We start from the raw sequence: 24,679 nt of genomic DNA, 5'->3' as shown, positions 1-24,679 counted from the left end.
TTCAGGCGGCCTCGGCGTCCGCGATGCCTTCGAGGTAGCCTCGTGCCCGCTCGGACTTGGGGTAACGCCCCACCATGTCCCAGAACGGCCGCGAGTGGTCGGGGTGGACCAGGTGGGCCAATTCGTGGAGCAGGACGTAGTCGGTGACCCACGAGGGCATCATGGTGAGCCGGCGCGAGAGCCGGATGGTGCCGTCGTCGGGCGTGCATGATCCCCACCGCCGCTGCTGGTTGTCGACCCATTTGACGCTGGCCGGGGCGGCGCACTCGGGGTGGTCGGGATAGTAGCGCCGGGCGAGCCTGACGGCCCTGGCGCGGAGGGCGGAGTCGCTCGCGCGGCCGTCGCGGGCCTGGCGGCGGCGCAGTCGTTCGAGCATGTGCTCGATCCACTCGCGCTCCTCGATCTCCGAGAAGGCGTCGGGGATCATGACGACGATGCGGCCTCGTTCTTCATAGGCCGCCACGGTGGCACGGCGCCGGGGTGAGCGCCGCACCTCAACGGGGGGATGCACTTTGCGCGCCATGACCGCACATTAATCCCTGCCGGTGACAATCGCATAACACGAAAGTCGCGATTATGTGGGTAGAAGCTTGAATGTCAAGAAATCCCCCCGCCAATTTCCCGTTATCTGGGACCAGGCGAGGGGTCAGGAGATTGGGACTCATGACTCGGCACGGGCGTCCGCCATCAGGATTCCTTACCGAGGATCCGGTTCATCTTGGTGCCGCACGTCGGGCACGTCCCCTTGGCCATGCGACGTCCAGAGTCGGACACGACCACGTGGCCTTCGAAGTCGCGCTTCTCGCGGCACTTGACGCAATAGCCGTTGTAAGTCTCGGTCGCTTGAGCCACTGGATATCCTCCTTGCTGTCAACGGTCACTTTGTGCGACCGCCCGGCCTCAGAATGCCACATATTTCACGCCTGTAAGCCCCGGCGCGCCGCTTCACCCGTGCGGGGTACCCACCCGCGGCACGCTCACCCTCGCGGGGGGCGATTTCCGGCCTCGGCGTGAGAGCATTGGCAATGTGAGCGACAGGCATGGAAACACCCAATCGGGGGAGGACCTTCCCCGGCGAGCGTTCTCGCGTGGAATGAAGCTCGCCTCCCTGCCGTTGGGCCTGGCCGGCCGCGCGACGGTCGGATTCGGCAAGCGGGTCACCGGCCTGGCCGACGAGATCCTCGGCGAGCAGGCGCAGCGGCGCACCGCCGAGCACTTGTTCAGCGTGCTGGGGCAGCTCAAGGGCGGGGCGATGAAGCTGGGCCAGGCCCTCTCGATCTTCGAGGCCGCGCTCCCCGAGCACCTCGCCGCCCCCTACCGGCAGGCACTGACGAAGCTCCAGAACTCGGCGCCGCCGCTGCCGGCGGCCAGCGTCCACCGCGTCCTGGAGCGCCAGATCGGCGACGACTGGCGCGAGCGGTTCGCGTCCTTCGACGACAAGCCGGCCGCCGCGGCGAGCATCGGCCAGGTGCACCGGGCGGTCTGGCACGACGGGCGCGAGGTCGCCGTCAAGATCCAGTACCCCGGCGCCGGCGACGCGCTGCGCTCGGACCTGCGCCAGCTGGCGCGTCTCGCGCCGCTGTTCAAGGTCCTGCAGCCGAACTTCGACGTCAAGAAGCTCACCGTCGAACTGCGCGAGCGGCTGCTCGAGGAGCTCGACTACGAGCTGGAGGCCGCGACGCAGCGCCAGTTCGCCGACGCCTACCGGGGCGACGACCAGATCTGCGTGCCCGAGGTGGTCCACGCCAGCACCGAGGTGCTGGTCACCGAGTGGGTCGCGGGGACGCCGATCGCCGAGATCATCGCCGACGGCACTCCCGAGATGCGCGATCGGGCGGGTCTGCTGCTGACGACGCTGCACTTCTCGGCGCCCAAACGCGCCGGGCTGCTGCACGCCGACCCGCACCCGGGGAACTTCGCGCTCGGCGACGACGGCCGGCTCATCGTGTACGACTTCGGGGCCGTCGCCCGCATGCCAGGCGGCATGCCCTACCAGGTGGGCCGCTTGACCAAGCTGACGCTGGAGGGCAAGGCCGAGGAGGTCGTCGAGGGTTTGCGCGGCGAGGGCTTCGTCCCGCCGGGCCTCGAGATCGACGCTCCGGCGATGCTCGACTTCCTGCGGCCGATGCTCGAACCGCTCGGGACCGAGGAGTTCCAGTTCTCGCGCGAGTGGCTGCGCAAGGAGAGCACGCGGCTGACCAGTCAGCAGTCCGAGGCCTACCAGTTCGGCAAACAGCTGAGCTTCCCGCCGTCGTATCTGCTCATCCACCGCGTGACGATGGGCTCGATCGGGGTGCTGTGCCAGCTCGGCGCCAGGGCCTGCTGGCGGGACATCCTCGAACAGTGGCTGCCCGGCTTCGCCGATCCGGGGCGGCCCGAAGAAGCCCCCGGGGCCTGAGCGGTTCCGCAGACAGCACGAAAGGGGCCCATCCTTCTGGGATGGGCCCCTTCAGCCAACGCATTCGTTTGCGGCTTCAATGCCTTCCACGGCGATGCTTGCTAGCCGTGAATGCGGCTGCGGAATGCCCGGCCTCGTTCCATAGACTTCGCATCCGGATGCGCCCGACGCGTCCGTACAGCAGGTTCGCCGTGCTCATGGCCCGGCCCAGCTCGACCTCCCGCATGGTGAGTCCGAGATCGTGCACGCCGACGTCACGCTTGAGGTGGCGGCTCAGGTACTCGACCGTCACGACACATTCACCCCCGCCATCGCGAGATGGGCGGTGCGCGCGTCGAGCTCGGCCTGCGCGGCCTGCTCGATGGCGGCGGCGTCCTTGCGGGGCCGTCCGCGCGGCCGCTTGCGGGCGACCACGCCGCCCTTCTCGAAGATCTCGCCTCCCCAGACGCCCCACGGCTCGTGGCGCTGGAGGGCCCCGCTGAGGCACTCCACGCGCACCGGGCAGTCGGTGCACAGGGATTTGGCGAATTCCAGCTCGGTGGGTGACTCTGAGAACCACAGGTCCGCGTCGTACTCGCGGCAGGGCAGGTCGCTGCCGGTCTCGCAGGCCTGCTCGCGGAGCTCAGGTCCGATGAGGGTGTCGGTCATGAACTCGGTCTCCTCTCTCATTTCGATCGGCATCTGGTCGGGTCGCATGCGTGTTCGTTGAGGACTCAACTGCTTCGCAATCTGTCTCGTCTTCGTGCTTTGCCTGGTTATGGGCTTCGCGACCTGGCTGATGCCATAAAAAATGGCCGCGATCCCTGTGGCGGGAGTCGCGGCCTCGAGAGGTCCGATCGGGCTTCTAATAAGCCCCTCAGATGTTCTCGAGGCGGTCTCCCGCGGGTGGCGCCGTGGCGCTTCTTGAAGCCGACGCTCGGCAGCTGCCAACCGGTGGCGCCGAAGTCGGTTCCGTCCGAAACACGCTCAATGAGCACAGCAGCGCCCATATCCGTGTTGTGGACATTCGTCGTGCCCTCGGCCACCGCGTGTTCGATGGCGGCAGAGGGCAGAGTGGTGCCACAGAGCGGAGCGGGGACGGGAGCGAGCTGGCGATAGACAGCGGCAACGGGCAGCACCGTGTCCGTGTGCTCGCCTGCGAGGTCAATAGTCAGCATCACTGTCAGTCCCTCCTTCCTTCATCCGTGGACGCCATGGGTCTTCTTCTCCTCATCGCCGGAGTTGAGGCGCACACCTCACCCGGCAATCGCAACGCTACGCCCGCTTGCCTCGCGAGCGCAACGCCTTTTTCGACGAGTCGTCAAAGAAATTTATCGCAAACGGTCGCACGGCTCAGCCGTCCGAGCCGGAGATCGCCAGGGCTTCCTCGACCGTGCCGCCGTTGACCAGGCACAAGACGGCCGGACCATACTTGTCGAGTTTGGACTTGCCGATGCCGTGAAGGGAGGCCAATTCGGTGTCGGATGCCGGACAGCGCTCCGCGATGGCGATCAAGGTCACATCGGTGAAGACCGTGAACGCGGGCTTGCCGCCGTCCTTGGCGACCGCGATCCGCCACTCGCGCAAGCGTTCGAACAGTTCTTCGTCCATTGTCGCCGGACAATCGGCGCAATGCCCCAATTTGCGGTCCCTTGCGTCGGTCAGCGGCTTGCCGCAACCCGAGCAGTCGAGGACCTTCGCGGTCTTCTTGGTGCGCTGGCGCTGCCCGGGTGAGCCCGGCTCGGGCGCGCGCGGAAAGCCCCCCAGGCCGAGCGGGGCCAGGAAGCGGCTGAGCCGGCGTTCGCGCCCGCCGGTGTTGCGCACGAGTCCATAGGACAGATGGAGCCATTCGCGGGCTCGGGTGATGCCCACGTACAGGAGCCGGCGCTCCTCTTCCTGGGCCGCATCGGTGCGGGCGAACGTCGTCGGGAGCGTGCCGTCGGCGAGGCCGACGAGGAACACCGCGTCCCATTCCAGCCCCTTCGCCGCGTGCAGGCTCGCGAGCGTGACCCCTTCCACGGCGGGGGCGTGCTGATCGGAGGCGCGGCGGCCGAGTTCGGCGCAGAACGCTTCGAGAGTCGAGCCCTCGTACTGCTCGGCGAGCCCGGCCAGGGCGGCGATCGCCTCGTACTGCTCGCGCTGGGCGCCGCCGGAGGGCGCCTCGCCGGGCCGCCATCCGACCGCCTCGAGCGCGGCCGGGACGGCCTCGTGCAGCGGCATGCCGCCGATCTCGGTCTTGACCGCCGAGCGCAGCGCGACGACGGCCTGGCGCACCTCGGGCCGGTCGAAGAAACGGGCCGCGCCGGTGACGACGGTGGGCACGCCGTAGGAGGCGAGCGCCTCCTCATACGCCTGGGACTGGGCGTTGGTGCGGTAGAGGACCGCGATCTCGGAGGCGCTGGTGCCGGCGGCGATGAGCTGGGCGCAGCGCCGGGCGACCATGTCGGCCTCCTCGGCCTCGTCCTTGTACGTCTCGGCGAAGACCTCGGGACCGGGCGGGCGCTGGCCGACCAGTTCGAGCCGCATCGCCGCCTCGCGGCCCTTGGACTCGCCGATGATCTTGTTCGCCAGGCCGACCACCTGCGGGGTGGAGCGGTAGTCGCGCACCAGCCGCACCAGGGCCGCGTCCTGGTGGCGGCGGGTGAAGTCGAGCAGGTACTTCGAGGTGGCGCCGGTGAAGGAGTAGATCGTCTGGCTGGCGTCGCCGACGACGGTGACGTCGTCGCGGTCGCCGAGCCAGGCGTCGAGCAGGCGCTGCTGGAGCGGGGTGACGTCCTGGTACTCGTCGACGACGAAGAAGCGGTACTGACTGCGGATGCGGTCGGCGGTGGACTCGTCCTCGGTGATCATGTCGGCGGTGTGGGCGAGCACGTCGGCGAAGTCCATGACGCCGGCGCGCCGCTTGCCTTCCACATAGGCGGCGTACACCTTGGCGACGTCCTCCGGGGCGGCCGGCGCGTCCCGACCGATCTTGGCGATCGCTGCGACGTAGTCGTCGGGGCCGATGAGGGAGGACGCGGCCCATTCGATCTCGGTGGCGAGGTCGAAGTTCTTGGCGCGGGAGGTCTTCAGGCCGGCGCGGGCCGCGGCGATGGCGACGAACTTGAGGGTGGAATCGGCCAGTTCGGGCAGACCGCCGGTGAAGCGGCGGGCGCCGAAGTAGCGCAGCTGGCGCAGGGCCGCGGAGTGGAAGGTGCGGGCGTTGACCCCGGTGACGCCGAGGCCGCGGAGCCGGTCGCGCATCTCCCCCGCGGCGCGGGCGGTGAAGGTCACGGCGGTGACGTGCTGGCCGCGCATGTCGCCTCGCCGTACGCGCCAGGCGATCCGGTGGGTGACGGCGCGGGTCTTGCCGGTGCCGGCGCCGGCGAGGATGCACACCGGGCCGGGGTCGGCCGTCACCGCCTGGCGCTGCTCAGGGTCGAGATCGGCGAGGAGTGCATCGAGGTCCTGGTCGCGCGAAGTCACCCCGACAGTGTCGCAGAACCGTGTGACACGGTGCCGGGCCCGCCCGCACCGGTGGCTCCGGAGGTGTGCGGATCGACATTGCCGTCGGAATGAGCCGCCGGCCGATCGCGTTACGGTTCATGGAGAAGGAGGTTCCATGATCACCATGTACAGCACCACGTGGTGCGGGTATTGCAGGCGGCTCAAGATCGGTTTCGAGAACGAGGGCATCCTCTACAAGGAGGTCGACATCGAGCAGGACCCGGAGGCGGCCGAGTGGGTCATGGGGGTCAACGGCGGCAACCAGACGGTGCCGACCTTGCGGTTCGAGGACGGGTCCGCGCTGACGAATCCTTCGATGGCGGAGGTAAAGGCCAAGTTGGGGGCTTGACGTGTGCCACATGTCGAGACTATGGTCACGTTTAGGACACAGAGCCGGTAACATGCTCTATAGTTGAGTCGTCAAGCTTGCTTGGCTGCTTCGAGGGGTGGCAGCCAAGCATTCAGGCCCGGGATGGATCCGTCCCGGGCCTTTTCTCTGCTCTCCTTTCCCGGCCGCTCAGGCCCGGGCCCGGCCGCGAGGGCAGCGATATGCTCACCTCAATCCCACCGCGCATCGCTCAGGAGCCGCCCGATGTCGTCCCCCCGTGCCGCACTCGGCGTCGCCCTGGTGCTGATGGCGTCCGTGTTCTTCGGTGTCTGCGGGCCCTTCGGCAAGGTCGTCATCCAGGCCGGCCTGACCCCGCTCCAGGTGACATGGCTGCGCGTCCTCGGCGTCGGCCTCCTCGCCGTCGCCGTCGCGATAGCGCCGTTCATCCGGGCCCGCCGGGACGGCCCCAGGCCACCGCTCGCCGCGCTCGCCCTGTTCGGCCTCACCGCGATCGCCGCCGTGCAGGCCTTCTACTTCATCGCCGTCGAACGGCTCCCGGTCGGCATCGCCCTGCTCCTGGAGTTCATGGGCCCCATCGTGGTCGTCGCCTGGGTGAAGTTCGTGCGCCGCAACCCGCTGCCGCGGGCCGCCGTCATCGGCGCGCTCCTGTCGGTCACCGGGCTGTGCATCGTCGTCGAGGTCTGGGCCGGGCTGCGACTCGACGCCATCGGCCTCCTGGCCGGCTCGGCGGCCGCGGCCTGCCAGGCCACCTACTTCCTGTCCGGTGAGCGGCTGACCGCGAAGGTCGACGTCCGCGTCCTGCTCGCCGTCGGCTTCACCGTCGGCACGATCGCGCTCACGCCGCTGGCCGCGCCGTGGGCGATGAACTGGGCGTCGTTGTCATCGGAGGTGACGCTCCTCGGCGTCGGGACGACGAGCCTGGCCAGCCTCGTCGCGCTCATCCTCTGCACCGCCGTCGCGTACACGCTCGGCCTGTCCGGGCTGCGGTTTTTGGCCGCGCCGGTGGCAGGCGCGATCGGCTACGCCGAGGTCGTCGTGGCCGCGCTCGCGGCCTGGGCGATGCTCGGCGAGGCGCTGACGGCGCCGCAGATCATCGGCGGCCTGGTCGTCATCGCCGGTGTCTTCACCGCCCAGCGCGCGGTCGCGAAGCGCCGCATCGCCGAACCCACCGTCGAGATCGCGGCCTAGCGCTCGGCGAGCCAGCCCTCGATGAGGAACCGCGCCACCGAGATCCGCACCGCGCTCGGCGTGTCGCCGTCGGTCTCGACCCACATGCGACGGACTTCGTCGGCGTCGAACCAGCGGGCGTCGCTGATCTCGTCGTCCTGGAGCCGCAGCTCCTGGCCCGCGTCGGCGCTCGCCCGGTAGGCGAGCATGAGCGAGCGCGGGTAGGGCCACGGCTGGCTGGAGACGTAGGTGAGCGAGTCGAGCTTGATGCCGATCTCCTCGCCGACCTCGCGGTGGACGGCCGCCTCGGCCGACTCCCCCGGCTCGACGAAGCCGGCGATGCACGCGTATCGGCCCCGCCTCGTCGACGCCTGCGCGGGCGTGGTTCTGGGCGGGCCGCCGTAGCGGCGGTGCTGGGCGAGCAGGACCCGGTCGGCGCCGTCGTCGATGAGGACGATGACGGCCGGGTCGGTGCGCGGGAACACCGCGCGTCCCTCGTCGGCCGTCAGCTCCCAGCCGGCCTGCCGGGCCTCGAGCGGCGCGCCGGTGGTCGGGTGGTACCGGTAGGTCGAGCGCCAGTTCATCATGCCGACCGCCTGCACGGCGATTCCCAGGTCCCGCTTGTCCCAGTGCCCGCCGATCCACCGGGTCGGCAGGCCGTCGGGCACGCTCGCCCAGACGGCGAACACGGGCGGGTCCTCACCGCCGAGGTAGATCCGCTCGCCCTCGGGCGCGGTCGCAGCGTCGAGGTAGTGCAGGCCGTCCTCGTCGGCGTCGATTCGGTCGGCATCGGGGTCGCAGACGACGACCTGCGCCCGCTGCCAGGCATCGTCGAGCCAGTCGGGTTCGTGCCGGTGCTCGGCGCACCGGTCGAGCGCGTCGATCGCCAAGGGCGGGTGGCTCATAGCACCTCGATTTCGGCCGTCTCGGAGAGCGGTTCGGTGACGTGCTCGCCGTCGGCGAGGATGACGGTGACCGCCCCCTCGGGGTTCATGCGCTCGGCGGCGACGCGCTTGATGTCGGCCGGGGTGACCGCGCGGAGGCGCTCGGAGTGCTCGGCCAGCCACGACAGCGGCAGACCGCAGGCAGCCAGCGCGGAGGTGTAGTTCGCGATGCCGGCCTGCGTGGCGGTGGCGAGCTTGACCGAGCCGAGCGCGTACCGGCGCGCCAGATCCAGTTCGGACTCTTCGGGCGCACTCTCGGCCATGCCGCGCAGTTCGGTGACGATCTCGGCCAGCGCGGGCGCGGTGACCTCGGTGGCGACGTCGACGCTGGTGAGCTGCACCGAACCCGCGGGCGAGTGGTCCACTCTGGATCGCGGCGAGTAGCCGTAGCCCTTGGACTCGCGCAGGTTCATCACCAGACGGGAGGTGAAATAGCCGCCGTAGATGAGGTTCGCCAAGTGCTGAGCGGCGTTGTCGGGGTGGGTGCGTCCGACGGCGGGGTAGGCGACGCGGATGGCCGACTGGACCGAGCCGGGCCGGTCGGTCAACAGGATCGGGCCGGGCGTCAGATCCGGCAACGGCTCCATGCGCCGCGGCTCACCCGCACCGTTCCAGGAGGCCAGGGACTTCTCGACCCCGGCCCACACGGCGTCGGGGTCGATGTCGCCGACGATGATGAGCCTCGCCCCGGTCGGGTGCACGCGGGCGGCGTGCAGGGCGAGCACGGCGTCGCGGTCGACCGCTGCGACCTCGGAGGCGGTCGGCTGCTGGTGCCCGTAGGGGTGGTCGCCCCACAGCCGGGCGTCGAGCGCTCGCGAGACCTGGAAGTCGGGCTGCTGCTCGGCCACGGAGAGCCCGTCGATCATGCGGGACTGCTCGACGGCGAGCGGCTCGGCGGGGTAGTCGGCGGCGGTGAGGATCTCGCCGAGCACCTCCAGCAGTTCGGCGAGGCCGCTGGAGAGGCAGTTGCCGGAGACGGCGATACGGTCCGGGTCGGCCCCGGCGGCGAGCGTGCCGCCGACGCCTTGGAGGCGCTGGGCGATCTGCGTCATCGTGGAGGACTCGGTGCCCGCGAACAGGGCCGCGGTGAGCACGTCGGCGACGGGGAGGTTGACGTGCGCGGCCGGGATCGACAACCGCACCTCGGCGAGCGGGACGCCGGTGCGGCGCACCAGCGTGACCGACAGGCCGTTGGGCAGCACGCGCTCGATCGGCGTCGGCAGCGCGAGCGGGACTTCCGGGGCGAGGCCGGGAATGGCGGTGCTCACTGATTTCCTCCGGGAACGACTTCGATGACGGCGCGGCGGTTCGGGGTCAGGGCGGCGGCGGCCTCGGCCACCGATGCGGCGGTGACCTCGCCCAGCAGCGTGGCGAAGCGGGTGGCCATCGTGGCGTCGCCGTGGAAGACCTGGGCGGTGCCCAGGCGCCGCGAGCGGCCCATGACCGAGTCGTCGCTGCGGAGCAGCTGGGCGGCCACGCGGGCCTTGACGCGGCCGAGTTCCTCGGCGTCGACGCCGTCGGCGACGCGCGCGAGCTCCTCGTGGACGCCGCCCATGACGGTGTCGACGCTGCCGCCCGGCGGGAGGAACGCCTGGATGAGCAGGGCGGTCGGGCCTCTGGAGGCGAAAGGCTCGGCCATGAACGTGGCGTGGGCGGCGACGGCCGTGGCGGAACGGTCGCGGTGGACGAGGCGCTCGACCAGGCGGGAGGCGTCGCCGTCGGTGAGGAGTTCACCGAGGACGACGTACGGCAGGAAGTCGGCCAGCTCGGTCACCGGGTCGGGGACGCGCCAGGCCATCGCGAAGGCCGGCAGCGTGGCCCGCTCGTCGACGTACGATTCGCGCCGCTCGGCGGTCAGGTCCGCCTCGTCGAAGGAGGGGTGGACCGGCGCGGTGCGGGCCGGGACGTCCCCGAAGTGGCGTTCGACCAGGTCCCGGGCGGCGTGGACGTCGAAGTCGCCGGCGACTGAGAGGACGGCGTTGGAGGCCGGGTAGTAGGCGTCGAAGAACGCCTGGGCGTCGTCGACGGTGGCGGCCTCGAGGTCGCCGAAGGAGCCGTAGCCGTCGTGCGCGTTGGGGAAGGTGTCGAACATGACCGGCGGGAGCTTGAGCCACGGGAAGCCGCCGTAGGGACGGTTGAGGACGTTGACCCGGATCTCCTCTTTGACGACGCTGACCTGGTTCTCCAGGTTCTCCTCGGTGATGGCCGGGCCGCGCATGCGGTCGGCCTCCAGGAAAAGCGCCAGTTCGAGGCCGTTGGACGGCAGGAGGTTGAAGTAGTCGGTGTAGTCGATGTGGGTCGAGCCGTTGAACGTGCCGCCGGCGGACTGGACGTGGCGCATGTGCTCGGCCTTGCCGACGTTGTGCGATCCCTGGAACATCATGTGCTCGAACAGGTGGGCGAACCCGGTCCGGCCCTCGGGCTCGGAGCGCATGCCCACGTCGTACACCACCGCCACTCCGACCACCGGTGCGCCCGGGTCGGGAGCCAGGACCACCCGCAGCCCGTTGTCGAGCCTGAAGGTCTCGATCGCGAACGCCGGGGCGGGAATCGTCGCAACAGTCATGGCCAGACCCTATCTCACCGGACAGCGCGGCGTTGATCACAGAAACTTGGATACCGGCCGTTCACATGCTTCACTTTCGAACTGTGAGTAGGCAGCGCATGATCCACGGCCGCGACGCGAACCGCGTCGCCGCCTCATGCTGCCGAATGTGCGACAGCTGAGGGCCCTCCAGACCGCCGCGCCCCGAAGCGGCAGCAGTCCCACAGCGAAAGCGACATTCCATCCAATGCATCCCAGCATCAGCCTGTCCGGCGTGAGCAAACGCTTCGGTGACACCGTCGCACTCGACGGCGTCGACCTGGACGTCCAGCCAGGCGAGATCTTCGGCATCCTCGGCCGCTCCGGCGCCGGCAAGTCCACCCTGCTGCGCACCGTGAACCTGCTGACCAGGCCCGACGAGGGCACCGTCCGCGTCGACGGGGCCGACCTGACGGCCCTGTCCGGGCGCGAGCTGCGGGCCGCCCGGGCCAGGACCGCGATGATCTTCCAGCACTTCAACCTGCTGTCCAACCGCAACGCCGTGTCCAACGTGGCCTTGCCGCTGCGGTTCGCCGGCACCAAGCGCGACGCCCGCCGCGCCCGCTCACTCGAACTGCTCGACCTCGTCGGCCTGGCCGACAAGGCCAAGGCCTACCCCGGACAGCTCTCGGGCGGGCAGCGCCAGCGACTGGCGATCGCCCGCGCGCTGGCCGCCGAACCCACCGTCCTGCTCTCCGACGAGGCCACGAGCGCGCTCGACACCGACACCACCGACGAGATCCTCGACCTGCTCGCGAAGCTCAACCGCGAACTCGGACTGACGATCCTGCTCATCACCCACGAGCTCGAGGTCATCACCCGCATCTGCCACCGCGCGGCGGTCATGGAAGCAGGGCGCTTCGCCGAGACCGGCCCGGTCTCCGAACTGCTCGCCGACCCGGACTCGCGCCTGGGCTCCTCGGCCCGCCGACTGGCGGCCCGCCTGCTGGGTGAGGAGGCCCGGCGATGAGCGAGAAACTCATCGAAGCGCTGTGGGAGACGCTCCACATCGTCGGCGCCGCGGGGGCATGGACGCTCGCGCTGGGCCTGGCGGTGGGCGTGATCCTCTACGTCACCTCCAAGACCGGGCCGCACCCGCTCGCGGCGCTGAACCTGCCACTGGGGCTGGCCGTGAACATCGGGCGCAGCGCGCCGTTCGTGATCCTCATGGTCGCGATCGTGCCGCTGACCCGGGCCATCACCGGGACCACGATCGGCACCGAGGCCGCGATCGTCCCGCTGGCGGTGGCGTCCATCCCGTTCTACGCGCGCCTGGTCGAGTCGTCGCTCCTCGAGGTGCAGCCGGGCCTGATCGAGGCCGCGCGCTCCATGGGCGCGAGTGTCCCCGCCCTGGTCTGGCGAGTAGTGCTCCCGGAGGCGACGCCGGGGCTGATCCGGGGCTTCACCGTCACGCTCGTCGCGGTCGTCTCCTATTCGGCGATGGCCGGGATCGTCGGCGGCGGCGGACTGGGCGACCTGGCCTACCGCTACGGCTACCAGCGCTTCGAGACCGAGTACATGATCTGGCCGCTGGTGATCCTCGTCGTGCTCGTGCAGCTGTTCCAGATCCTCGGCGACCGGGGTGCCCGAACCCTGGACCGCCGCTAGCAATTCCGCAATTCCCACCTATCAAGGAGACAACCATGTCAACTCGCCGTGCTCTCATCGGGGCTTCCATCGCCACCGCCACCGCTCTGACCTTGGCCGCCTGCGGCTCCGACTCCGACGGACCGGCCGAGACCAACGGCACGGTCACCGTCGCCGCGACCTCGGTCCCACACGCCGAGATCCTCCAGTTCATCAGCGACGAACTGGCCGACGACGCCGGCCTGACGATCGAGGTCGAAGAGTTCAGCGACTACGCGCAGATCAACCCGGCCACCCACGACGGCTCAGTGGTCGCCAACTACTTCCAGACGCTCCCCTACCTCGAGGAGTTCAACGAGCAGAACGGCACCGACCTGACCGAGATCGCACCGGTCCACATCGAGCCGCTAGCGCTGTACTCCAACAACGCGGCCTCGCTCGACGACCTCGGCGACGGCGCCCAGGTCGCGATCCCGGCCGACGCCTCGAACGGCGGCAGGGCGCTGGCGCTCCTCGCCGACGCGGGCCTGATCACCCTCGCCGAGGGCACGGACGTGACCGTGGCGACCGAGGACGACATCGCCGAGAACCCGCTGAACCTCGAGATCGTCCCGGTCGAGGCCGCGCAGCTGCCCCGCACGCTCGAGGACGTCGACGCAGCCGTGATCAACGGCAACTACGCGCTCGAGGCCGAGCTGAGCCCGTCCGAGGACGCGCTCCACAGCGAGTCCGCCGAGGGCAACCCGTACGCGAACTACCTGGTCGCCACGGCCGCCAACGCGGAGAACGAGGACATCCTCAAGCTCGCCGAGCTGCTCCAGTCCGACGAGGTCCGCGAGTACATCGAGCAGACCTACACCGACGGATCGGTCATCCCGGCCTCCTGACCAGCACCGCCAGTCGGACCAACCCGGTTGCACCGGTCTGAGCGCGACACGTAAGATGGTTGCGGCCAGACCGGGCAACGGGTCTGGCAAAGGGGTGTGGCGCAATTGGCAGCGCAGCGGCCTCCAAAGCCGAAGGTTGCAGGTTCGATTCCTGTCACCCCTGCCGATGAATTTGAAGCGGCCCGGATCCTTCGATCCGGGCCGCTTCTTCGTTTCTCTGGGGTCACCAGACCGGTGGCAGGGTGATCGGGCGTCGAAGCCAGTACCAGCGAGTCTCCTTGCCTTCGGCGAGCGGCTTCCAATACTGCGCCAGTTCCTCGCCTTGGTCATGGAATGTGCGGGCTCGAAACCGCTGATCGAGGTCATCGAGCAAGCGGTCGAACTTATATCGCAGCGGGTCTCACATGCCTCCCTGGAGACCCTCCAGCCGGTCCGGGGCGGTGAGTTCGTTCAGGTACTCGTAGACAATTGAGGTGTTAGGTGCCTTCCGATCACCTTCCATCGCCTCGAGGAGCCGCTGCCAAGTACGCAGTGAGCCCAGCAGCCCGCCTCGCGGTTCGCCGGGTCGCCGGGTCGCACCATGTTCGCTGCAGCGGGCCGGGTTCGCTCAAGGTCCGAGCTTCGAGGCTGGCGATGAACTGCTGAACGGCAGACGGTTCATGCTGACCTACTGCCCGTCCCCTCTTACGGAGTTTCGGCACGGTACTCCCCCACGACTTCGATGGGGCCGATGATGTGGCGGTTGAACTCCTCAAGGTCTTCGGCCGGAACCCAGAGTTCAAGGATCGTGCTGCCGCCGACTTGTTGGACTGGGTAGCGCTCGGCGAAGGCACCGTCGACCTCGAAGCGGGCCACGTACCCGACACCATCTCGGGGTGCGTTCCAGTCGCGGGCGATCTTCGTCGCATAGTCCTCGTTGAGGACTGGGTAGAAGATCGGCTGGTCGGGCAAGCGAGGAGGCCAAGCGGTCCATCCGGACTCGCGGACCAACTCAAGCTCGGTCGGGCCACATGGGCGCCATAGGGTCATCGTCTTCAAGTCAGTTCCCTTCAGTGAGAGGAGGTCTGACTCTGCCATGCCCCGGGCTTGCCACGCATCTGGATTGTGAATGGGCAGGTCCTGGGCAAGGCCGATGGTGCACGATCTACCGGTGTCCGGCAGCGCGTGAAGTCGTTTTCGTGGGCGCTACCGCCAATAGGCGGCCATGCAAAGCCGTAACCTGGGGAAACAAGTTCCCATAGGCCTCGATGAGGCCTGCAGATAGAACGAAGGGTTTCTCCAGCACATTGGAGAGGCCCTTCGTTGTTCCTGGTGGAGTTGCCGGCGTTGTGGTCGGTTTCGCGTCGATCGGCCGAGTTTCGGTACCCGCCAAGACGTCGCGGCGGCGATCACAACAAGGGCGCCCCACCCCAGAGCGCCGAAATGGGAACAGCGGCCATGTCAGGGCCGAACGGCCTCAACTCTTCGCCCAGGTAGAGGACATAGCCGGCGCGGAACCGGTCACCGAGTCGATCGCGGAGCCAATGGAGATGCTTGAACGAGTCCGACCGCACCGTCGCCGCGGCCTTGACTTCGATGGCCACTACCGCTCCGTCTCTGCGTTCGAGCACGAAGTCGATCTCGCGGCCGTCCCGGTCACGGTAGAAATGAAGTCCAGCCCTGATCGCGCTCACTGTCAGCTGTCGAGTCAACTCGGCGAACACGAAGGTCTCCACCAGCGGTCCTGAGAGCGGGTGCCCGGGGGCGGACACCGCTTCCACGTCAGCTCCGAGCAGTGACGCCGTCAGACCCGAGTCGGTGACGTAGGCCTTCGGGGTCTTGATGAGCTTCGAGGTCAGGTTGGTCGACCACGGCGGCAGTCTCGCAGTCAGGTAGACGATGTCGAGATAGCCCAGATAGTCGCGGACGGTGGCGTGGTTGAGTTCGAGGCTTTTGGCGAGGTCGGAGAGCACCAGGTTCGACCCGCTACGCGCGGCGACCAGCCGCAGGAGCTGCGGCACCAGGTTGGCATGGCGAACGTCTGCGAACTCCGCGACATCTCGCAATACCACCGTGGACACATAGCTGTCGAACCAGTCCGCGCGAAGCGGTTCGGACCGTATTCGGACCGCCTCCGGGTAGCCTCCCTCGCAGATGAGTTTGAAGTAGTCGCCCCTACCCCACTGCGATATCGGCGGTGAGTTCAACAGTCGCTCCCGATCGAACAGGAGCGCAGGCGCATCGACCTCTGACCTCGTTCGCTCGGCGGCGCTCAACGGCCAGAGGTCGACGAACACGGCTCGCCCGGCCAACGATTCCGACAAGTTCGGCACCGTCAGGAACCGCGTCGAACCCGACAGGACGAACTGGCCGGGCGCATCGTCGAGGTCCATGAGCCGCTTGACCGCCAGCAGCAGGTCGTCACCGCCGCGTTGCACCTCATCGAAGATCCTTGGCGCTGCGCCGTATTCGGCGAATCCCGACGGATCTGCTCGGACCGTCTGAAGGATGGTCGGATCATCGAGTGTCGCGAAGGTCCCGCCGCGTTCGGCATGCAATTGCCGCAGCAGTGTGGTCTTTCCCGCTTGTCGGGGGCCACCGACCACGACTGCTCTGAAGGCGTCGACGCGCTCGTTCAGATGGGCTAGCGCGCGGCGAGGCAGAAGGTTCGACATGGGGCGACGATAGCAGACGAATCAATGATCGTAATAACAGTTTCGCCGAGTTTATAACCGTCGTTTCGCCGTACTTTCGACCTTGGCTTCGCCAGCGGCAGCGGTCCCGTTCCGACCGCCCCGGCCAGGATACGGCGATCCAATTCATCTACCTGCGGGAACAAGTTCCCATAGGCCTCGATGAGGCCTGCATATGACCAGTCGAGGCGAGGCCGTCATGTTGTGACGGCGTCGCCGCGTACTGTCGGTCCTCAAGCCTGATACCGAGTCGCTCCACCTGGTGGGAGCATCGGTATCGAACAGAGACTCGGACGGATCCGAGTTTGATTACGCCCTGTTCTCCAATGCGTCAGCGGGCGTGATCACCATGGGAGTTCTACTCCGCCCGAATACGTGAAGGTGCCGGTCGGTCCGTCTGACCCCAAGCGGGCCACGCGCACCACTTCGCTGGCGGCCTCCTCGACCGTCTCGGTCCCTTCGAAGTTCACCAGAGCGGTCTTGGCGAACCCGGGCGAGACGAGGTTGACTTTGATGCCGGTCTCCTCCAGCTCGATCATCATGGACAGGGTCACGGCGTTGAGTGCGCTCTTCGAGGCGGCATAGACCGGCTCGAAAGCCGCGTGGTACGGGAAGGCCGGATCAGCGACGGTCGTCAAGGATCCCAGCGCGCTGGTCACGTTCACGATGCGCGCATCCGACGAGTTGCGAAGCAGCGGCAGCACGGCCTGGTAGACGGCCAGAGCGCCGAACACGTTCACCTCCCAGACTGCCCTGACCTCATCGAGCGGCACGGTGCTCGGCTTCGCCATGGCGCGCAGCTCGGCCATGTCAAGGTCGGTGCGAGTGGAGGAGACGGCGGCGTTGTTGACGAGCAAGTCGAGCCGGCCGACCTGGTCGCGGATTCGCTCGGCGGCCGAAGTGATCGAGGCGGCGTCGGTCACGTCGAGCTGCAGTGCGACGGCACCCTCGCCGATCTCGGCGGCCGCAGCCTCCCCGCGGGCGGGATCGCGGGACCCGATGAATACCGTGGCCCCATCGGCGGCAAGTTCTTTGGCGACATGCTTGCCCATGCCCTGGTTGGCTCCGGTGATGAGTGCGATGCGGTCGGTAGGCATCAAGAACTCCCTGAACTAGTGCGTGGACGCCGGAAGAGCGCTCGTGCCCCGGGCACGCGTTGCGCTATGCGATCAGTCTGCGCGGTCGCAATCGGGCGAGGAAGACCCTTTCACGCCTGGTACTGGCAGGACCAGGCGGCGGCCGTGGAACAATTGTGACCATGCCGATCGGAATCAGGGCCGACTTCGGGACCTACCTTCGACGACGGCGAGGGCTGATGGCACCGCCCCGACAGCCCGGCAACCGGATCGCCTCGCGTCGACAGGTCCCCGGGCTGCGTCGGCAGGAGCTGGCCGAAGCCGCGGGAATCTCCGTCGAGTACTACACGCGCCTCGAACAGGGGAGGGCGCCGCGTCCTTCGCGGTCGGTTCTCACCGCGCTGGCGCGGACTTTGGACCTCTCCGTTCCCGAAGGCGATCACCTGTTTCGACTCGCCGGCGAGCTCCCGCCCGAACCGCTCGCCCCAGACAGTGAGGTCCGGCCGGGCCTCCTCCGGCTACTGCGCGGCCTCGACGCCGCCGTCCCGGTGACCGTCCACGACGGGCGTCTGAACGTCATGGCGCGCAACGCCGCCGCGACTGAGCTCCTCGGGACTCCCTCCAGCGTCAGTCCGTACCGCCACAACATCGTTCATCAGGGATTTACGGCCGCGGCACGCCGTGCCCTCGGAGAGGACGGAGCCCATCGATACGCCAGATGGGCCACAGCCGAACTTCGCTCGGCCCTGGCCCGATACCCGGCAGACGAGTACCTTCGCTCGCTGCACGCAGAACTCGCAACGACCAGTCCAACTTTCCCAAGCCTCTGGGAACGCAGCGAGGTCGCGGCAGAGAGATCAGCGGTGAAGCGTGTGCTCCACCCGACTCGAGGCTGGCAATCGTTCCAGAGTGAAATGCTGCACGATGCAGAACGAGACCACTGGATCGTGATCTACGCACCAGCGGAAGAGCCGCAGGAAACCTCGCTGCTCCTCGGGGCAGTTTGACGAGCACGGTGCGCGTTCATAGTTCGTGGGAGGCAAGGAGACTCCCTGGAAGAAGCCGGATCCGGGCCGACCTTACGAGGGCGTCTTGCAGGGGGCGAGCACTCGACTGGCTCAACGAGCGCACCGATTCCGACACCCGCTTCTTCGGCGTTGCAGTTCAAGGTGGTCGCGGTCCCGAACAACTGGGGCAAAAGCGTCCGGTCGACGGCCGCGGCTCAGCAGCGCGCGGAAGGCAAGCGCCCGCTCTACCTCGAGTTCTGGGGGCGGTTGACCGATTCGATCGCACAGCGCGGTCACGGATAGTGCCATCCCGGTCGTCGAACCTCGGCCAGATGGATCAATTTCTCGACCGGCGCTCCTCGTGGCACCGTCTTCGGATTGTGTTTCACCAGGGACTCGCTGCGCTCCGAGCTGTACTCCCACACCCCCGAACGGATCGAGTCGTCAGGGATTTTCGAGTACTTCCTTCAGCACCGAGAGGCTCTGGAAGCCTCTTACGGCGGCCCCTCGAGTTCGCGGCGCTCGAAAGCAAGAAGGCCAGCCCTATCGCTGACTGCCGGCCCGGTTCAATCGAGGACGCCGACTCCTGGCCGGCGTTCATCGACTGGTTCATCGACGCCCAGAGACGATCCGATCTGTGATCACCGCCGACTGAACCTCATGCCGAGGGCCCCAACCCTTCGCATACCCATCGAGTTCAGTGTTCCCGCAACCGCGATCCCTCCGGGAGAAGTGCGAGCACGCCCTCGAGCTCCGCGCCCACCACGATTTCGAAGTGGCCGTCAACGACATCGATGGACGGCTCCACCGGGCCATGTCCCCGAAGCCCAATTCGGCTTCCTCGGGTCATCAGGTCGGGCCCTGCGCGGGAATGCCCTCGATCCGGCCCCGGTACGGGTGGCGCTGCTTGAAGGTGTCCTCCCACATGACGAGGTCCCCTTCCGCAGGCGACAGATCCGGCCGGTAGACGCGGTTCGGGCTGCGTTCGCGATTCGCCTGGTACAGAGCGACCCAGAGTTCCTCGACACCACGGCGGAACTCGTCGAACGGAATATCGCGGCTCCGCGAAGGAGCGAATTCGTCGTTGAGGGTGGCGTGCGTGGAAGTCAATGACACGATCACCGATTCGCCTCCCACGACGGTCCGATCGGTTCTTCCCTGCGAGATCTGCGCGACATGATAGAGCGCGACAAGGCATTTGTAGGGGTCGTATCCGATGTCCAGGAAGAGAAACGTCCCGAGCACCGGGTCGTATTCATCGCCGATGACCAGCACGTCCTGATCGTTGATGTAGATGCTCAAATCTTGACTCCACGCTGGTTGCCAGACGGGAAACCGTGCCCGATGTTCCCGGTGGCCGGATCATATCGGCCCTGGATCCACACGCCGTCGGAGAAGCCTTCCCAGACGCCCTTCGAGGGGTCGCGCATGGTGCTGTTCTTGAAAGCGTCTGAAGTCGCGTTGTCGATACGTTCGGCACTCCAGCTGTCAGGGAAGAAGGTGCTCTTTCCATCGGTGGTGAGTTTGGGCACCCACGGGGGTGGGGGGCTCGGATTCTTGATCTCGACCTTGCCGTCGTAGACACCGTTGTCCCAACGGTTCCCGACATCGGTGGTACGCCTGCCGGCATGGTCGATGCCGCCGGGCCGGTGGTGATATCCGGTCATCGTCAGCCGCTGGTGTGCTTTGCTGTAGGTGATGCCACCGCGTTGCTGGTGATCGAGCCGTTCCCCTGACATCCGGTTCCGGCCGCCAGGGCGTTTGCGCTGTTTCTTGAGGAATCGGAGCGCGGCCCGTACCAGCTTGCCCCCCGCCTTGTTCTTCGCCATCCTCAGGCCTCCAGGAGCTTGAAGATCGCCTCTTGCATGAGGTTGCCGACCACGGTGCGGGCGAGCTGCTGGAAGATCGGCACCTGCAGCAGCGAGGCGCCGAAGGTGACCGCGGCCTGCGCGACCGCGATGGCGATCTGGACCGCGAGGATCACCAGCTGCACGATCACCATGATCTTGAGGACCAGCACGATGACCGCGCAGATGATCAAGCCCACGCCGGCGATCATCGCCCCGATGGAGCCGCTGTCGAGCACGCTCGCCGGACCGTCCTCGCTCTCCCACCAGGTCTTGAACGCGTCGATGTCCTGGCCGACCTGATCGGTCCACGCTTGAGCGGCGTTGCCGCCGGCCTCGCCGAGGATGTCCGTCAGCTCGCCGCCGAAGTCCATCCAAGCCTGGCCGAAGTCCATCAGGTGGTCCTCGTTGGACTGCGGCCAATCGAAGCCGAGGATGCCGAGCAGGCTCGCCAGTTCAGAGGGGAGCATGATCGCCATCAGGCGCTCCCGCCCAGCTCTGACGAGAGCTGGATGAACGCCTGCGCGATCTCGTTGTCCGAGTCGAGGTACTGCACGGCGAAGTCGCGCACGTCCAGGCCGGCCTCGGCCATCGACTGGGCCGCTTCGAGGAAGCACCCCTTCGCCCACTCGAAGACTTCGGTGTGGGCCTGCTCGATGAGGCCGCCGATCTCGTCGCCGCCGCAGGCCTCCGCCACGCCTTCGATGCTGGACGCGAACTGGTCCACGGCCCCGAAGAACCGCTCCGCGGTCGCCTCGATGTCCTGCCCGGCCCGGTCGAGGCCGTCCGGGTCGATCTGGAGGGCCATCAGTTCACCCCCTTGTTTTCCGCGGCCGTCTGGACGATCCTGTCGTGCGAGCTCGCGAGGGTCGACATGAACGAGCTGAGCCGCTGCACCGACTGCTGCTGGATCTCCTCGACCTTCTGCGTCAGCGCGTCGAGGTCGACGGCGCCGGGGAGGCCGGCCTGCTCACGGGCCTTGTCGAGAGCGGCGTTGACGCCGATGGTGATCTCCTCGGCGAGCACCGTTCCTCCCAGGCGTACGGCGCGGGGGTCGACGATCGTGACGGTCACCTTGCCCGCCAGAGTCGCGGCGACGCGCACCATGCCCTCGGCCGCTTCGACTTCGACGGTGGTAGCGCCCGCTTCCTCTTGCGCCCGCTGGCCGTCTTTCGCAATCTGGAGGGCTTGGGTGAGCGCGTCGGTGATACCGGACTGATCGGAGGGTGAACTCATGGCGCTCCTCGGAAGGGTCGATTCAGGAGGGTTACTCAGCGTTCACTGACGATATCAACGCGTCGCAAACCGTGGGGTACAGCGCGTATCGGGCTCCCGCGGCTCGGCTTCGGATCGGAAGCGCGACCGACGTGGCATGAGGACCAAGCATCTGAGGACCGAAAGATTGCTCTGCTGGTGCTTCCCGCTGAGGACGGCGAGCGATCGTGGAGGATGACGACGAGTTGAAGGATACGGTCATCGAGTCGTTCGCTAGCTCAGTCGCCCTGTGGTAGCAGCCGGCGACTGTTGAGCGGTGTTCCCTTGAGCTGGATATGACTACAGGTGAGAGAGCAAACGGTATTGGTCCACCGCGCTCGGTCAGGCCTCGACGAGGCCGAGAGCCGTTGCAAGGCTTGATGCGAGTGACCGTGCATTCGAGCGGGCGAGCCATCCCGGTCTATGCCCGCCACGGCTTCGAGACCTCATCGAGCCTCATGATGGCGAGATCCATGTAGCGGTAGCTCCGGCCTTCCGAGAGGTGCAAGGGGGCGATCGCTTCGCCGCTCGTCTACTCGGAGGTCGGGGGGTGGACCCGCTTCTCGTTCACGGCGTGGTCGTTCTCGGGGAGCACACCGCCGACCGGCGGAAGGTAGTCGGGCTTGTCGAAGCCCTCGGTGGCAGGGACACAGCCGGTCTGGACGGTCAGGGACGCGCCTTTGGCCACCGCCCACCAGAGGTTGATTCCGTCGGGTCGTTCAGCCTCCATCGATCCGTATCCGGTGTCGGGGTCGATGTCGTCGCGGTGGATGTCGTAGCCGGCCTCGGTCCAACGGTCGCGGAGGAGATTCGTGTACTCGATTTTGACCAGTTCCGTGGCCGAGTCGTCGCCGGAGAAGCCGTAGCGTATCTCCAGGGCCACCCAGCCGTCGTACTGGCCGCCGAGTGCCTCGCCGCAGTCCTCGGGCCAGGCGTAGCTGCGTTGGTAGAACCCGGGGAAGTCGGGCATGTCGGCGGCTGTGTCCGCGACGATCTGCTCCATGAGTGGGTAGGCTTCGGCTTCATCGAATTCGCGTTCGGGCGGCGGGTCTTGCATGAGCGAGCATCCTCCAAGGGCGATTACCAGTGCGCAAGCGGCTATCAGGGCTCTTCGAATCACGGCTGGAGCCCTTCAGTCTGTCCGGTGATGATGAGCGCCATCGTGTCGAGGGCCTGATTGGGTTCGCCGTCGGGGGCGTTCTTCAGGTAGCCGCTATGGATCTCCGTGCCGCTGTCGCCGATGGCGTCGGCCTCGAAGGTGTTGTCTCCGAATGCATCGGCGATCGGATCAGCACCCATTGCCCCGGTGGTGACGGCCAGGTCGATGACGTCGCCGTCGGCTCTGGTGGACCAGACGTCGTCGCCGCCGACACTGAGTTCATCGGCGGCATCGACCATGAGGCCGGGACTGGCGAAGTCGATGACCTGGTCGGCGGCTATCTGGTGGGCTGCGGCGGTCGCACCGACGGTCGCGCTGCCGTACGAGTGCCCTATGAGTGTCGTGTGCGACTCGCCGTCATGGGCAGCGGAGATGCCCTCGAGGAATGAATCCAGTCCAGACGTGGCGTCGACCGCCTGTTCGGTGCCCCATGCTTCGGGCGGGAACGGTCCATCCTGCGCGACCGGGACGGCATTGTCCGGCGCGTCGTACTCCAGCCACATCACCACCGCGGTCTCGTCGTCGGGCGACCAGTTTCTGGCAGCGTCCTGCAGAACCTCGGCGTCGCCGATCAGGCCGTCGACGCCCCCGAGGTCGGAGGTGGTGCCGGGTACGTAGACCGCGGTGTGGTCGGCGCTGTCGGGGTCGCCGATCGACACGGCCGCTTGGCCGTCTTCAGCGGTGTCGAAATCGAGCAGGTAAACGTTCTCTCCCCGCGCATCCAGCGCATGCTGCAGTGACGCCGCATTGCTCAGGCGCTGTTCGAGTTCGTCGATCTGCTCCATCAGCGCGCCGTTGTCGGCTTCGGGGTCGGCGCGAGCCGCGAGCTCCCGCTCTCGCAGCCCTTCGAGTTGCGATTCGAGGTCGTCGATCTCAGCGCCGAGCAGATCGCGGTTCACCTCGTTCCGGGTGTCGGACGGTATGCCGTCGAGTCCACCGATCAGCTCGGGGTGCGAATCGATGAGTGCGTGACGTTCGGCCTCGGAGAGCCCGTCCCACCACTCGTTGATACCGTTCGCCGTGGCCTCCGAGGTGCCTTCGGCCAGTTCCTTGAGGAACTCGACGTTTCGCACGTCGGCTGCCGCCTCGTAGTCGTCGATCAGGTCGTCATAGGTCACGCCCAGTGGCGGCGGTTGTTCGGCAGGATCGTCGAGGATCGACCTGAGGATGCCGACCGCTTCGGCTTCGGCTTCGTGGGCTCTGCCCATGATCGCCCGCAGCACTTCGGCGAGCTCCTCGGCTTCGGCTTCTGCGGCCTGCTTCAGTTCGGTTGCCACGATGTGGCGACCGGTGTCGGCGTGCAAGTCCGCTTCGGTGAGTCCGGATCTCGCCAGCAGCGATGCCGGTGGGCTGAGCTCGGCGATGTCGTTCAGCAAGTCCTCCGACAGCTCGAGGCCGTGGTCGCCGGCGGGCCCCGTGACCTTATACTTCCCCGCCTCGATGGGCACAAGCAGCTCGACGAGGCTCTCCTGAGCCGCGAGGAGCTCCTCACAGGCGTCTTCCAGCGTGGCTTTGATCTTCACGTTGGCGTACTCGCTCAGATCGTCCAGGAAACTCTCCGCCACATGACCGATCTGCTCGCGAACGGTGTCGGCGGCCGCTCCTTCGTAGCAGTCGGTGCTCAGGTGCTTCTTCACCACGTCCTCGGTGAGCGATTCGGCCTGCTCGACCATGTCCGCGATATAGGAGTCGAACTGCTCGGCCAGCGCCCGCATCACGCTGAAGTCGGTGTCGCGCAGGTCCTTCCAGCGCATCTCGCTCATCGCCGCCACCTCACCAGTCCGGACGGGCCGAGGCGTTCTGCGATGCCCGGTCCGGGTAGCGATCGTGATCGGCATAGGAGGCGAAGTCGGCGGCGTTGTAGTCGTCGATCTCGACCGCCTGTTCGGCGCAGGTGGCGAGGTATTCACCCAGGTTGCCGACGAGACCGGCGATGCCGGCGGCCTGCACGCCGCACCAGAAGTCCGCCGCGCCGGCGAGCGCTTCGCCGATCGCGCACTGTCCGGCGATCAGTGTCTCGGTAGTGGCGCCGCACTCGCCTTCGAGAGCATCGCTCGCGGTGCGGATGGCCTCTTCAACGCCGAACAGCGCCGCGACGGCGTCATGGACTTTGTCCGGCTCCATGGCGAAGACCTCGGCTCCGGCCATCAGTACACCGCCGTCGGCGCAGCAGTATTTGAGATCGGGGTGGGACGCATCGGCGTGTGCGCTCACTTTCGGTCGTCGTCCGGTTGCCGCCACTCAATGTAGCGGACCGATGCGACCCGATGTGTCCCCGAATGC

At 67.5% G+C, this 24,679-nt stretch carries 26 protein-coding genes, 1 tRNA gene and 1 pseudogene; 8 read left to right on the top strand and 20 right to left on the bottom strand.

The features are described 5' to 3' along the window. Position 1: 1 nt before the first annotated feature. Together ACYVK3_RS09910 and ACYVK3_RS09905 are read right to left on the bottom strand one after the other, a co-directional pair. Positions 2-523 (bottom strand): M48 family metallopeptidase, encoded by a 522-nt coding sequence (locus ACYVK3_RS09910; RefSeq protein WP_460497138.1) that lies wholly within the window; start codon positions 521-523, stop codon positions 2-4. Between the two features lie 164 nt (positions 524-687). Next, positions 688-852, bottom strand: coding sequence for a DUF5679 domain-containing protein (locus ACYVK3_RS09905; RefSeq protein WP_460497137.1), 165 nt, complete (start codon positions 850-852; stop codon positions 688-690). A 241-nt stretch (positions 853-1,093) separates the two neighbouring features. On the opposite strand from ACYVK3_RS09905, the gene ACYVK3_RS09900 reads away from it, so the two are divergent. Then, the gene (locus ACYVK3_RS09900; RefSeq protein ID WP_460497136.1) at positions 1,094-2,398 is read left to right on the top strand and encodes an ABC1 kinase family protein; all 1,305 of its coding nucleotides are present in this window, start codon (positions 1,094-1,096) and stop codon (positions 2,396-2,398) included. A 76-nt stretch (positions 2,399-2,474) separates the two neighbouring features. Here ACYVK3_RS09900 and ACYVK3_RS09895 read toward each other — a convergent pair whose 3' ends face one another. The 3 genes from ACYVK3_RS09895 to ACYVK3_RS09885 all read right to left on the bottom strand — a co-directional run bounded on the left by ACYVK3_RS09895 (position 2,475) and on the right by ACYVK3_RS09885 (position 5,842). Continuing rightward, entirely contained in the window at positions 2,475-2,690 is a 216-nt protein-coding gene (locus ACYVK3_RS09895; protein ID WP_460497135.1) for a hypothetical protein, read from the bottom strand. Continuing rightward, complete coding sequence (locus ACYVK3_RS09890; RefSeq protein WP_460497160.1) at positions 2,687-3,046, bottom strand: WhiB family transcriptional regulator; 360 nt, start codon at positions 3,044-3,046, stop codon at positions 2,687-2,689. The genes ACYVK3_RS09895 and ACYVK3_RS09890 overlap by 4 nt, the downstream gene beginning before the upstream one ends. Before the next feature lie 684 nt (positions 3,047-3,730). Then, positions 3,731-5,842 (bottom strand): ATP-dependent DNA helicase UvrD2, encoded by a 2,112-nt coding sequence (locus ACYVK3_RS09885; RefSeq protein WP_460497134.1) that lies wholly within the window; start codon positions 5,840-5,842, stop codon positions 3,731-3,733. A gap of 136 nt (positions 5,843-5,978) precedes the next feature. Between ACYVK3_RS09885 and ACYVK3_RS09880 the strand changes: the two genes are divergently transcribed. Continuing rightward, on the top strand, positions 5,979-6,212 hold the full coding sequence (locus tag ACYVK3_RS09880; RefSeq protein WP_460497133.1) for a thioredoxin domain-containing protein: 234 nt from the start codon (positions 5,979-5,981) through the stop codon (positions 6,210-6,212). A 243-nt stretch (positions 6,213-6,455) separates the two neighbouring features. Further along, a complete protein-coding gene (locus ACYVK3_RS09875) occupies positions 6,456-7,400 on the top strand; it encodes an EamA family transporter (RefSeq protein ID WP_460497132.1) in 945 nt (314 codons plus the stop codon). On the opposite strand, the gene nudC is transcribed toward ACYVK3_RS09875, so the two are convergent. Genes nudC through ACYVK3_RS09860 form a run of 3 tightly spaced genes read right to left on the bottom strand, consistent with a single transcriptional unit; the run spans position 7,397 to position 10,889 of the window. Further along, positions 7,397-8,284: an NAD(+) diphosphatase gene (nudC, locus tag ACYVK3_RS09870; RefSeq protein ID WP_460497131.1), complete on the bottom strand. Its 888-nt coding sequence runs from the start codon at positions 8,282-8,284 to the stop codon at positions 7,397-7,399. The two genes, ACYVK3_RS09875 and nudC, sit on opposite strands and share 4 nt — an antisense overlap. Next, positions 8,281-9,591 (bottom strand): M16 family metallopeptidase, encoded by a 1,311-nt coding sequence (locus ACYVK3_RS09865; protein WP_460497130.1) that lies wholly within the window; start codon positions 9,589-9,591, stop codon positions 8,281-8,283. The genes nudC and ACYVK3_RS09865 overlap by 4 nt, the downstream gene beginning before the upstream one ends. Beyond that, a complete protein-coding gene (locus tag ACYVK3_RS09860) occupies positions 9,588-10,889 on the bottom strand; it encodes a M16 family metallopeptidase (RefSeq protein WP_460497129.1) in 1,302 nt (433 codons plus the stop codon). The genes ACYVK3_RS09865 and ACYVK3_RS09860 overlap by 4 nt, the downstream gene beginning before the upstream one ends. A 226-nt stretch (positions 10,890-11,115) precedes the next feature. Here ACYVK3_RS09860 and ACYVK3_RS09855 point away from each other — a divergent pair. The 4 genes and pseudogenes from ACYVK3_RS09855 to ACYVK3_RS09840 all read left to right on the top strand — a co-directional run. Further along, positions 11,116-11,829, top strand: a pseudogene (locus ACYVK3_RS09855) (methionine ABC transporter ATP-binding protein); the annotation flags it as partial. Positions 11,830-11,873: 44 nt separating this feature from the next. After that, a complete protein-coding gene (locus tag ACYVK3_RS09850) occupies positions 11,874-12,515 on the top strand; it encodes a methionine ABC transporter permease (RefSeq protein ID WP_460497128.1) in 642 nt (213 codons plus the stop codon). Positions 12,516-12,550: 35 nt separating this feature from the next. Beyond that, the gene (locus tag ACYVK3_RS09845) at positions 12,551-13,381 is read left to right on the top strand and encodes a MetQ/NlpA family ABC transporter substrate-binding protein (RefSeq protein WP_460497127.1); all 831 of its coding nucleotides are present in this window, start codon (positions 12,551-12,553) and stop codon (positions 13,379-13,381) included. Positions 13,382-13,471: 90 nt separating this feature from the next. Further along, positions 13,472-13,544 (top strand) — tRNA-Trp (locus tag ACYVK3_RS09840). 60 nt (positions 13,545-13,604) lie between these two features. Here ACYVK3_RS09840 and ACYVK3_RS09835 read toward each other — a convergent pair. The 4 genes from ACYVK3_RS09835 to ACYVK3_RS09820 form a co-directional block, all read right to left on the bottom strand. After that, positions 13,605-13,754 (bottom strand): hypothetical protein, encoded by a 150-nt coding sequence (locus tag ACYVK3_RS09835; RefSeq protein WP_460497126.1) that lies wholly within the window; start codon positions 13,752-13,754, stop codon positions 13,605-13,607. 311 nt (positions 13,755-14,065) lie between these two features. After that, positions 14,066-14,458 carry an ADP-ribosylation/crystallin J1 gene (locus tag ACYVK3_RS09830; protein ID WP_460497125.1) on the bottom strand — a complete coding sequence of 131 codons (393 nt, stop codon included), beginning with the start codon at positions 14,456-14,458 and terminating at the stop codon, positions 14,066-14,068. Positions 14,459-14,769: 311 nt separating this feature from the next. Then, the gene (locus ACYVK3_RS09825) at positions 14,770-16,035 is read right to left on the bottom strand and encodes an ATP-binding protein (protein WP_460497124.1); all 1,266 of its coding nucleotides are present in this window, start codon (positions 16,033-16,035) and stop codon (positions 14,770-14,772) included. Between the two features lie 362 nt (positions 16,036-16,397). Beyond that, positions 16,398-17,150, bottom strand: a complete 753-nt coding sequence (locus ACYVK3_RS09820; protein WP_460497123.1) for a Rossmann-fold NAD(P)-binding domain-containing protein — start codon at positions 17,148-17,150, stop codon at positions 16,398-16,400. Positions 17,151-17,311: 161 nt separating this feature from the next. Here ACYVK3_RS09820 and ACYVK3_RS09815 point away from each other — a divergent pair, with 161 nt between their 5' ends. Beyond that, complete coding sequence (locus ACYVK3_RS09815) at positions 17,312-18,136, top strand: helix-turn-helix domain-containing protein (protein ID WP_460497122.1); 825 nt, start codon at positions 17,312-17,314, stop codon at positions 18,134-18,136. 849 nt (positions 18,137-18,985) lie between these two features. Here the strand turns inward: ACYVK3_RS09815 and ACYVK3_RS09810 are convergent. From ACYVK3_RS09810 to ACYVK3_RS09775, 8 genes are all read right to left on the bottom strand, one after another. Next, entirely contained in the window at positions 18,986-19,438 is a 453-nt protein-coding gene (locus ACYVK3_RS09810; protein ID WP_460497121.1) for a hypothetical protein, read from the bottom strand. Beyond that, entirely contained in the window at positions 19,435-19,965 is a 531-nt protein-coding gene (locus ACYVK3_RS09805; protein ID WP_460497120.1) for an EndoU domain-containing protein, read from the bottom strand. Before ACYVK3_RS09805 ends, ACYVK3_RS09810 begins: the two co-directional genes overlap by 4 nt. 2 nt (positions 19,966-19,967) lie before the next feature. Then, the gene (locus tag ACYVK3_RS09800; protein WP_460497119.1) at positions 19,968-20,462 is read right to left on the bottom strand and encodes a WXG100-like domain-containing protein; all 495 of its coding nucleotides are present in this window, start codon (positions 20,460-20,462) and stop codon (positions 19,968-19,970) included. Beyond that, positions 20,462-20,791 (bottom strand): hypothetical protein, encoded by a 330-nt coding sequence (locus tag ACYVK3_RS09795; RefSeq protein WP_460497118.1) that lies wholly within the window; start codon positions 20,789-20,791, stop codon positions 20,462-20,464. Before ACYVK3_RS09795 ends, ACYVK3_RS09800 begins: the two co-directional genes overlap by 1 nt. Further along, positions 20,791-21,219 (bottom strand): YbaB/EbfC family nucleoid-associated protein, encoded by a 429-nt coding sequence (locus ACYVK3_RS09790; protein WP_460497117.1) that lies wholly within the window; start codon positions 21,217-21,219, stop codon positions 20,791-20,793. The genes ACYVK3_RS09795 and ACYVK3_RS09790 overlap by 1 nt, the downstream gene beginning before the upstream one ends. Positions 21,220-21,769: 550 nt before the next feature. Beyond that, positions 21,770-22,294 (bottom strand): hypothetical protein, encoded by a 525-nt coding sequence (locus ACYVK3_RS09785; RefSeq protein WP_460497116.1) that lies wholly within the window; start codon positions 22,292-22,294, stop codon positions 21,770-21,772. 59 nt (positions 22,295-22,353) lie between these two features. Then, entirely contained in the window at positions 22,354-24,159 is a 1,806-nt protein-coding gene (locus ACYVK3_RS09780) for an alpha/beta hydrolase family protein (protein ID WP_460497115.1), read from the bottom strand. A 10-nt stretch (positions 24,160-24,169) separates the two neighbouring features. Then, positions 24,170-24,610: a hypothetical protein gene (locus ACYVK3_RS09775; protein ID WP_460497114.1), complete on the bottom strand. Its 441-nt coding sequence runs from the start codon at positions 24,608-24,610 to the stop codon at positions 24,170-24,172. Between the last annotated feature and the right edge of the window lie 69 nt (positions 24,611-24,679).

The sequence above is a fragment of the Glycomyces tarimensis genome (assembly GCF_054776215.1).
The sequence above is the reverse complement of the archived record's forward strand: the minus strand, read 5'-3'. Positions and strand labels throughout refer to the sequence as shown.